The sequence below is a fragment of the Xanthomonas populi genome (genome assembly GCF_002940065.1).
Taxonomy (GTDB): Bacteria; Pseudomonadota; Gammaproteobacteria; order Xanthomonadales; family Xanthomonadaceae; genus Xanthomonas; species Xanthomonas populi.
In genome coordinates, this window is record NZ_MDEJ01000154.1 from 1 (window position 1) to 9,161 (window position 9,161).

Genomic DNA, 9,161 nt, shown 5'->3' on the forward strand with positions numbered 1-9,161 from the left:
GATCATGTCTGTCGTTCTCCGCTGGCAGGGCGTCAAGTCAATGATGGCAGATTGCTGGGGTTTTTAGAGGCTCCTTTGTTATAGACGGGAGAGCGCGCAAACCCGAACTGATCGAGCGGAGGAATTGCGGAGCCGCCATAGGCAGCATCAAATCCATTATGAGGGAACAGATAAAGCAGACCACCCGTATTGGTCGTGCAGTTACTGGCACCAGGAAAGAAAACGCCAGCGCTCGAGAAAAAACTGGCAGAGCAATTATTCCATCGCAGGTTCAAGTCACCAATGGCTGTCAGCGTTTCAAAACCCATCGAGTTTGAGTCATCGACCGCCATGATAAAAGCTGGCTGCGTTGTCGTCTGGGTATTCATCGGCGCCTGTGCCAACCGGCCTTGGCCCTGCGCGGAAATCGCGGCATATATCCCATATCCGCACATCGCTGCCACGGCGAAGAAGGCAATGAATCTCAATTTATTCTTGCGAACTGACATGGACATGCCTCAAGGGCGAAAGATGGTGTCGACAGCAGCATCGGCGGCATCGCCATCTGCCCCGTCAGCGTTATAGGCCGTGATCTGATAAACAGGATTGGGATCTTCATTAACCACCTTACCCATCCCAAGACTTGAATTTCCCGAAATGCAAGGACCTAGTGAACGAATATTGGTATTAGCTCCGTCACTAGGTTTCAAATTCATCGCCCAACCGGTCGGATCGAATCCTTGGGCGCACGCCTTGACATCAGTGACGGTTTCGCAGCTGGCGTCCTTTGTCGGATTGACCAGATTCTCCACACCGCATTCCGTATAACGCGCCAATTGCTCGGCATTTTGAAATGCGACATTTGAAGAACGATAATTAAAGGCCATGCGCTCCTGCAAGCCGGTAACCTGCATTCCGGCAATGCCTAGTAAAGCGAGCAAAATCAGCATGATGAGCGCGACATACAGCACAGCGCCCGATTGTGCATTCTGAGGTTTCCACCCGTACTGCGGGACCATTGCTATAGCGACTGAGGGTCTAATTTCCATACAAACGATTCCTCAAGGCAACCGTCGTTTCGTAGACGCCTCTAACCTTACCGTCGAAGGTAGCCGGCGGAACAAACTGCACACCTAGCACCCGCGGACGGTTAGCGGCCTCCGGCACCGCTGCAGAGGCGCTGTCCGGACTTCTGACAAGCAGCCCCACCTGAACACTCCCGACGCGCCGCCACTCGGCCGCATCATTCGCCAAGGGGGCTGCAGTGTTCTGTACATCTATATAACCGCTCGGGGGGCTCACGTTGAGATTAGTCACTCGATCTTGCCCATAGATGAGTTGGAGGTTTTCGATACCTTCGACAAGTTCTTCCGACGTGTATGCGGTCCCGTTATAGCGCGCGCGAAACAACGCAGGCTCTCCGCTCGCTCCCCTGCCGACGTAATACACCAGCGACTCAGCGCGGTACAGAGTGGTCTGCCCGGAGGGCTGACCGGTATAACGCTCGATTAATCCGGCTACCGTCACCTCCCCCGCAGAAGAAGCGACAACGGATGCCTGGAACACATCCGCAAAGCGGCAATCGGCGACACCAAAGAGTCGCGGATTTGACACTCCCTCCTGGGTCAGCGCGCTCCACCTGGCAGCTGGCACGGTAAACCTGGTGGCGCTTGGATTAGTCGTGATGGTCGTGACGGGCACGCCTTGAGCAGAAAGAAAGTGCAGCACGACGATGTCGCTTCCAGCAAGCGGAACGAGAGCAGCGATAGATGCGGGGAGTCCAGGCGTCCATCCCGACGCCTCGGCGCCTAAAGTGACCACACCAGAAGGCGCCGTACCGCTAGCTTCGTATCCCTGGATGGAAACCCTAAAGTTAAGCGCCTGATCAGCAGAACTGGCAAAATTGGATTGAAGAGCATCTGCGCTTTGCAAATGCGCCTGATCAGTTGCGCATCCAAAATGCCCGGCCATGCGAAGGTCGCGCTGTAAATAATCGATTGCAAAGCGTGCGTTCTCCTGCGTCCTTGCCAAGCCTTCGGAAAGACGATATGCACTCTTTGAAGCAGCGAATACCTGAATGACTCCCAGCAACAGCACCAAGCCAATGACAAGCGCAATCATCAACTCGATCAGTGAAATACCAAGGGCGTAGACTCTGCTGGAAATCGCAGATTTCATAGCCGTGTACTCACATCAAATCTTGTATTGTCGCCGCCACGATCACTCCAACTCAACTGAACGGTTGCAATGCCATCGCTGTAGAGTACCGTTGCACTTGCTTGATCACCTAACGATCTGACCACTTCGCACTTCCATATGGTCACCATGGCTGAGACGTCGGCCGCGCCCATCGTAGGATTGCAAATCGCCGCGGTAATAGATCCACTGGAGAAGGTAGCCTGTCCAGGAAAGGACGCCGCGCTGAGTCGATTGACTCGCATTTGATCGAGCAGTTCTGTCGCAAGATTTGTTGCCTGGGTACGCACACTTGCACTCTTTGACATACGCACGCTGGTGGTCTGCAGCAAAGCAAAGCCAAGCAGGCCAATCGCCAGAACCAGCACGGCGATCATCACCTCAATTAGGGAAAATCCTGTTTGCGACTTCGACTCGCATACATGCTGCCAAGACCGGCTCGTTCGCCTGCTCATGTGCAATTGCTCCTGGAAATTCGCACCTGCCCGGTGACGCTGATCGTCAGCGTACGCGCCATCCCGACATCACCTGACTTGCAATTGACCGGTTGCAGCAAAAGCGTCTGTGGACCAGTCGGCACAGCTCCACCCGCCCCAGTCCCGACCACTCGGCCGCGCCGATCGAAGGTGAATCTTTCCATCGGATTGCCCTTGAAGACGATAGCCCCTTTTCCTTGGCCGTATCGAATGACAGGCTCAGCTCCATCCATAACGCCGTTGGCGTTTTCGTCGCGCCACACAAGCCAGCCATTTTCCCAACTACCGCCGCAGGTTGTCCCAGAGCTCGAAGGACACATCCCGGCACCCGCATTCGTGCGTATGGCCTCACTGCGCCCGAAAGAAAGCGAGGCCAACATTTCATTGGAAGCGGTGGCAACCTGATTGGACTGAATGACCCCTCTGAAACTTGGATAGGCAATCGCAGCCAATATTCCGACCACAGCGACGGTGACCATCAGCTCAAGCAAGGTGAATCCGGGCTCACGACGAACTGCCATCAAGACGCTCCCCAGCGTTGATGCTCGATAATGCGCCTGCCGCATAAGGGGAGCAATCGCCGGCTAGACGAACGGTCGTGTCTACACGACGAACGCGACCGTGAACTCCAAACTCACGTCACCACCCGATAACAAGGCCGGTAATCCCCCGAAATCTTCATCCGGCGCTGCTGGACAAACCCGCGCAGGAGCTCGTCCAGCGCCTGCATGATGTCGGGGTCACCGTGGATCTCGAAGGGGCCGAACTCCTCGATGCGGCGCATGCCGTCTTCCTTGACGTTGCCGGCGACGATGCCGGAGAAGGCGCGGCGTAGGTCGGCGGCCAGTTCGGGCGCGGGACGTCCGTGGTGCAGATCCAGCGCGGCCATGGCCTCGTGGCTGGGTGCGAACGGCTGCTGGTATTCGAGCGGGATGTGCAGCGACCAGTTGAAGTAGTACGAGTCCTTCTGGCCCTTGCGGTGCGCGCGCACTTCGTGGATGCCTTCGGCCATGCGACGTGCGACCGCGACCGGGTCGCCGACGATGATCTCGTAGCGGGAAGCGACAGCTTCGCCCAGGGTGAGCCGGATGAAACGGTCGATCTGCTCGAAGTACGGGGCGGCGATGGTTGGGCCGGTGAGGATCAGCGGGAACGGCAGGTCGGCGTTTTCTTCGCGCAACAGGATGCCGAGTAGATAGAGGATCTCCTCTGCCGTGCCGACGCCGCCCGGGAACACCAGGATGCCGTGGCCGATGCGGACAAAAGCCTCCAGACGCTTCTCGATGTCCGGCATGATCACCAGGTGGTTGACGATCGGGTTCGGCGACTCGGCGGCGATGATGCCGGGCTCGGTGACGCCGATGTAGCGGGTGTGGTGTTTGCGCTGCTTGGCGTGCGCGATGGTGGCGCCCTTCATCGGGCCCTTCATCGCGCCCGGGCCGCAGCCGGTGCAGATGTCCAGGCCGCGCAGGCCAAGCTCGTAGCCTACCTGCTTGGTATAGAGATACTCGTCGCGCGAAATGGAATGGCCACCCCAGCACACGACCAGATTCGGGTCGGACGGCTGCAGGATTCGTGCGTTGCGTAGCTGGCCGAACACCGCATTGGTAATGCCTTCGCTGGTGTCGAGATCGGCGCGCTGCGCTTCGAGCTCAATCGCCATGTAGGCCAGATCACGCACGACGGCGAACAGCAACTCAGACACACCACGGATGATCTCGCCATCGACGAACGCCATCGCCGGCGCGTTGCTCAGATCGATGCGGATGCCGCGATCCTGCTGGTTCACCTGAATATCGAAATCCGGATACAGATCACGCGCCGCGCGCGGGTCGTCCGAAGCGCTACCGCTGGTGAGCACGGCCAGCGCACAACGGCGCAACAGCTCGTGCATGCCGCCACTGGATGCATCGCGCAACCGCGCCACTTCCGCCTTGGACAACACATCCAGACCACCACGTGGGTAGATCCGCGCATCCACTACCGGCAGCGCCCGTGCTGCCGTACTGCTGAGTTCCATATCTTGCTCCTGTCGTATCTCAGGAACTTTAGCGTACTCACCCTCACAAAAGAAAACGGCCTGGAAAACAGGGCCGTTTTTGCAAACTTCGACACGCTAGCCAGCTTTAGAACTGGTAGCGGAAGCCCAGCTGCAGCGCCCAGCGGGAGATGCCGCGATCGTCGTAAACCGTCGACTGATCCGGGGTATTGAAGCGATAGACGTACTTTCCGGTGGTCTGATCGATACCGCCGTACTCGACGACACCGCGCATGCCCGGGAAGCCATATTCCTCGACGCGGCCCCACTTCTTGTTGAGCAGATTACCGACGTTCATCACGTCTACCCAGATCGAAGCTTTGTTGCCTGCGAAGAAGCCAGGGACTTCCTGTTCGATATGCAGATCGAACTGGTTGATCCAGGAGTTGCGAGCGCCATTGCGCTCGACGACCTGGCCGCGTCGCGCAGACAAATATTCATTGCCTTCGATGTAGTTCCAGAAGTCCTGCTCTTCTCGTGCAGAACCGAACAACACGTCGCCGCGACTGGCCGGGATGTACAGCAGGTCGTTTAGGCGACCATCGCCGTTGGCATCGTTGTCGAACGCATAGCTGTACGGACGACCATTGCGCCCTTGGTAAATCAGGCCGACCTTAAGTCTCGTAATCGCCAAAGAATGCATGCTTCCAGTTCAACGTACCGAGGATGCTGTTCTTGACCTCGTATGCCGCAGTCGATGCGACGTTTTCATTTGCCTGAAAGACCGCATTGTTGCCCAGCTGCGAGCCCGAGGTCGAACTGGTCAGGCCACTGACTTCATTGGCATCGGTGTACGTGTAGTAAAGACCCCAGGACCAATTCCCGCCGTTGAAGGGCTTATTCAGACCGAAGGTGAAGCTCTCGCTACCGCCTTTGTCGGTGGGACGAGCGATGATGGCGTCGTTATAGTTCGGATTGCGTAACCCGCGCGCATCGACAGAAGAACCCGTTCCACGCAGACATGCAGCCGGAGCGCTTGCACCGGTCGGGTTGCGACCGTCAACCAACCAGCAGGCCGGACTCAGACCCGGGGTATTCCAATACAGATTACGACCATCCTGGCCTACGCGGGTGCTGCCGCCCAGATTGAGCTGCTGGTAATAAATCGCCTCGTTGACCTGAGTTACCACCGCTTCTGCAGACGCAACGATGCCATACCAAGGCAGCTCTGTATCAAATGCCAGGTTGGCCTTCCACACCGATGGCTGACCCAACTTGCTGTCGACAAAATCGACAGACTGCGTCGCGCCATTCACAGAACCATTGCCGATCGGCTGGTTATCGATGTCGGGAGTGAAGCGAATCCCGTTCGAGTTCACCAGCGCCTGGCTGGAGAAGTTGTAATCCGTGTACGTCAGACCGGTGTTGGAGTATGGGTTCGAAAGCCATACAGTTGCCGCGGCACCCTGGAAGAGGCCCACGCCGCCACGCAACTGGGTGGGGCGATCGCTATCGAAGGTGTAGTTGAAGCCGAAGCGAGGCTGGAACAGACCGTTGCCATCAATGGTCTGGTCGTTACCGAAGCCGAAGATCGTCGACGCAGCGGCGTTATAGGCAGGAGTGTTCTTGACCATCGGCTCGTCGTAACGCAGACCAAACGTCAGCGTTAGATTGTTGTTGAGGGCCCAACTGTCCTGCAGGAACACACCTACATTGCGCATGCCCCAGTCCGCAGCAACATCGTCGATGTCGCCGCTATCAGACTGCGAGTAACGATAGTTCAGCGGACGATTGGCTGCATAGTCGGCAATGGAATCGAACGTGTAAGAACCGAAGACGCGCTGTCCAAATAAATTGAAAAGATCATTATCTTCGTAGTCGAAACCGAACTTGACGGTGTGGTCGTCCAGGAACAAGCTGCCGGCGAAGAATGCATTCCACGTTTCGGTACGCAGTTCGTTGGCTTGCGTGCTCTGCTCGGTACCCAGGTTGACGGTGTTGTTACCGATACGCACGGCTACAGCTGGCAGCTGTGAGGCGGCAGTACGCACTGTAGAATAATCGCGGTACGACACCTTGGCTTCGGTGGAGAAGGTATCGGTCCAATCGCTGAACAACTGAGCGGTATAGGTCTTGAGGCTGAAATCGCGCACGTAATGGAACGAGTTCAGCGACAGCGCTTGGTTGCCGAAGCCGTTGAGGTTGGCGGTGCTCTGCTCGCTCTCACCGTAGCGAAACGCTGCGCGATGCTTGTCGGAGATGTTCCAGTCGAGCTTGAAGCCCTTCTCTTCGGAATCCGAGTCCAGCGCAGGCAGCGCGAGAGTGCCCGGATCGAACCCGTAGACATTGCGCGAGATGTCGATGATCTGATCGACTTCCTCCTGGGAAATGCCCACAATATTACTCTCGTCCGAGCCTGTCGGACCGTAGCCAGACGCACCGGTGAACACGCCCTTGCCCTTGTACTTCTCATAGTTGGCGAAGAAGAACAGCTTGTCCTTGATCACCGGGCCGCCCAGGGTCAGACCGTAGACGGTCTCGTTGTCGAACAACTTCGGGCGGATATCGTTCTGATTCTTGCCTGACCAATCGTTTTCGCGGTAGGTGCTGTAAACCGACCCATGAAATTCGTTGGTACCGGACTTGGTGACCGCATTGATTACGCCACCGGTGGCACCGGTGATGGTGACGTCATAGTTGGCGACGTCGACCGAGATTTCGTCGATGACGTCCATCGAGAACGGCTGACGCGGGGTCGGCATACCGTTCGACTCGAGGCCGAAGGCATCATTGGTGTTGATGCCGTCCACGCGGATCAGGTTGAAGCGCGGGTTCTGGCCACCCACCGAGATCTCATTACGCGCCTTGTCGGTCTGCGCCACGCGTGGATCCAGGCGCACGTAGTCCTGCAGGTTGCGGTTGATCGACGGCAGCGACTCGATCTGCTCACGGGTCACGTTGGTGCCGGTGCCCATCTTGTTGGCACTGAACAAAGCCGAGCCGTAATCGCCGCCGATGGCCTGCACCGCGCCGGGTGTGGTGACGTCGCCCCCGAGGAAAACATTGACACTGTTGACCTGATTGAGGGTCAGGTAAACACCTTCCTCAGTCTTCGTACCTTCACCCGACTTGGCGATGGTGATCGTGTACGGCCCACCCACACGCAAGCCGCGCGCGTTGTAGCGTCCGCTGGCATCGGTGGTGGCGCGGCTGACGGTGCCCGACTCGACGTGGGTGATCGTCACTTCGGCATTCGGCACCGGCTGGCCACCGCTGCTGGTGACGACGCCAACGACGCCGGCAGAGGTGCTCTGGGCAAATGCGGAGGCAGCGGCAAGTGCGCCAACGAGGCCAAGCGTCAGCTTGGACATGCGGAGACAGCGGGGGTGGGTCATTTCGGTAGCCTCGATACAGGTCAGGCAGTGACAAAAAGACGCAGTCAGCCCAACGGTTCCCGGGGGTGGGCTGCCGATGATCTGGGGTTCCTTGCTGCGCGGCTGGTTGCTGTCGCAAATTTTAACATAACATTAACACTCTAAGGCCTGGTTGTGACGGAGACGCGACAAACTTCGTGCAGCGCAACATGAAATTCGCATATGAAGACGCAAACGCCATATTGTGCAAAGTCGCAAAGGGAGCGAGGCATGGGTCTCGGATGAAGCGAGCGCAGGATTCGACGCTTGAGGTGTCGAATGGGCGCCGCTTTGCGCCTCGGATGCGATGTGAAGCCATCTAGTAGGTTGATGCGTTCGTTGTGTCATAGCGCGGACCGCTTTTCGCCACGCCTTCGGCCAGACCGAGCCGGGCCGAACGAGCGACAGTGTCAGATCAAGCTATGTTTAGCTTGCGCATCAGGAAACAGGGAGTGCGTGGGATCAATCAAGCGCTTGAGCTTCAGTCAACCACGCACCGCAGCCAACTCCTTCCACGCACACCAACTGCCCTGCCCCAGCACGCGCTGGGGAAGGTATGAACAATTCGCAAGACCCAAAAATATCAGCATCGAGAGCGCCATAACGCGCAAATTGGGTATGTAAGACGAGATTTTGCGCGTATCTGGCGGCTTCAGCTGCCGCCGGACAGCATTATGCCTTGGCCGGTAATCACTGTCGGCGCACCATCCATAGATTGGAAGGCTTCTTCCATCGCCGGATCGCTCAGCGCGTACCACTGTTGCAGCAGATGAATCCGCAACATCGTGGTCAGTGCGTACGGCTGCCGACCTGGCCGTCTTGACACCGGATCGTGCCGTGCAATCAGCGCAAGCAACTGCTGCCATGGCACCACTTTCTCCATCTCAGTCAGGAAGATTTCGCGGCGGGCTGCTTGCGCTTACCCAGACCCTCAGCGTCACCAAACGTCAGTTGCATGGATCACTCCTCAACGTAGCTGTGTAGTGTCGCGCATCTGGGGACGTTGTTCAGAGGTTCCCTAAGGCAACGCTGAAAAAGTCCCCAGATCTGCGAAAATTGCTATCCAGCAGCGTGCTTTTGGATAGAGCGATGACACAGCAGACATTGGCGATGGCAGCG

Annotated in this window: 6 protein-coding genes and 2 pseudogenes; all 8 read right to left on the reverse strand. The window is 57.5% G+C overall.

Annotated features, from left to right (window positions below; all coding sequences use genetic code 11):
• Positions 1-32: 32 nt before the first annotated feature.
• Entirely contained in the window at positions 33-488 is a 456-nt protein-coding gene (locus XpopCFBP1817_RS23270; protein WP_244171226.1) for a hypothetical protein, read from the reverse strand.
• A 9-nt stretch (positions 489-497) separates the two neighbouring features.
• Positions 498-1,028: a pilus assembly PilX family protein gene (locus XpopCFBP1817_RS17915; protein ID WP_244171227.1), complete on the reverse strand. Its 531-nt coding sequence runs from the start codon at positions 1,026-1,028 to the stop codon at positions 498-500.
• On the reverse strand, positions 1,018-2,157 hold the full coding sequence (locus XpopCFBP1817_RS17920) for a PilW family protein (protein ID WP_128418157.1): 1,140 nt from the start codon (positions 2,155-2,157) through the stop codon (positions 1,018-1,020). Before XpopCFBP1817_RS17920 ends, XpopCFBP1817_RS17915 begins: the two co-directional genes overlap by 11 nt.
• Positions 2,154-2,630, reverse strand: a complete 477-nt coding sequence (gene pilV, locus XpopCFBP1817_RS17925) for a type IV pilus modification protein PilV (RefSeq protein ID WP_128418158.1) — start codon at positions 2,628-2,630, stop codon at positions 2,154-2,156. Before pilV ends, XpopCFBP1817_RS17920 begins: the two co-directional genes overlap by 4 nt.
• Positions 2,627-3,172 carry a GspH/FimT family pseudopilin gene (locus XpopCFBP1817_RS23275; protein ID WP_279627132.1) on the reverse strand — a complete coding sequence of 182 codons (546 nt, stop codon included), beginning with the start codon at positions 3,170-3,172 and terminating at the stop codon, positions 2,627-2,629. Before XpopCFBP1817_RS23275 ends, pilV begins: the two co-directional genes overlap by 4 nt.
• Before the next feature lie 113 nt (positions 3,173-3,285).
• Positions 3,286-4,671: a nucleotide 5'-monophosphate nucleosidase PpnN gene (gene ppnN / locus XpopCFBP1817_RS17935; protein WP_128418159.1), complete on the reverse strand. Its 1,386-nt coding sequence runs from the start codon at positions 4,669-4,671 to the stop codon at positions 3,286-3,288.
• 106 nt (positions 4,672-4,777) lie between these two features.
• Positions 4,778-8,024 (reverse strand): annotated as a pseudogene (locus XpopCFBP1817_RS17940) (TonB-dependent receptor).
• 727 nt (positions 8,025-8,751) lie between these two features.
• A pseudogene (locus XpopCFBP1817_RS17945) lies at positions 8,752-8,999 on the reverse strand (transposase); the annotation flags it as partial.
• Positions 9,000-9,161: the final 162 nt, after the last annotated feature.

Excerpts from the sequence above, each read along its gene's own strand:
- XpopCFBP1817_RS17915 (WP_244171227.1), bottom strand. The coding sequence starts at position 1,028 with ATGGAAATTAGACCCTCAGTCGCTATAGCAATGGTCCCGCAGTACGGG.
- XpopCFBP1817_RS17920 (WP_128418157.1), bottom strand. The coding sequence starts at position 2,157 with ATGAAATCTGCGATTTCCAGCAGAGTCTACGCCCTTGGTATTTCACTG.
- XpopCFBP1817_RS23270 (WP_244171226.1), bottom strand. The coding sequence starts at position 488 with ATGTCAGTTCGCAAGAATAAATTGAGATTCATTGCCTTCTTCGCCGTG.
- ppnN (WP_128418159.1), bottom strand. The coding sequence starts at position 4,671 with ATGGAACTCAGCAGTACGGCAGCACGGGCGCTGCCGGTAGTGGATGCG.
- XpopCFBP1817_RS23275 (WP_279627132.1), bottom strand. The coding sequence starts at position 3,172 with ATGGCAGTTCGTCGTGAGCCCGGATTCACCTTGCTTGAGCTGATGGTC.
- pilV (WP_128418158.1), bottom strand. The coding sequence starts at position 2,630 with ATGAGCAGGCGAACGAGCCGGTCTTGGCAGCATGTATGCGAGTCGAAG.